Origin of the sequence: Oceanospirillum sediminis (assembly GCF_014164585.1) — a bacterium.
Classification (GTDB): Bacteria; Pseudomonadota; Gammaproteobacteria; order Pseudomonadales; family Halomonadaceae; genus Oceanospirillum; species Oceanospirillum sediminis.
Genome location: NZ_JACJFM010000358.1, coordinates 1 through 308, shown reverse-complemented (window position 1 = coordinate 308; position 308 = coordinate 1). Strand labels below are relative to the sequence as shown.

Sequence of the window (308 nt, the reverse complement as noted above, 5' to 3'; positions counted from 1 at the left end):
ATCATATCTTTAATAATATCCGTTAAATCATCTATTGCATCTCCAGTTACTAAATTTTCAGACTCAGTAATTTTATGAGAATTTATCAAGGAGTGATACCAACCATATTCTGGGAAATTTATCTCTACAAATTGTCTAACTGTTTCATATTCAAACTCAGGTACATCATCTCGGGTTTCATTATCAAGCTCGCTCTTGTCTAATTTTAAGTATTCAGAATATAAGCCTACTAGGAGCTCAGTTATTTTGAGTTCATTATCATTTGAATTCAACATAGGTTTTGTTCCAAACTCAATTAATTGTTCAAT

Annotated in this window: 1 protein-coding gene; it reads right to left on the bottom strand. The window is 30.2% G+C overall.

Annotated elements, in window-relative coordinates; all coding sequences use genetic code 11:
* A partial coding sequence (locus H4O21_RS28900; protein WP_182812771.1) for a DUF5063 domain-containing protein occupies positions 1-308 on the bottom strand: 308 nt, incomplete at both ends.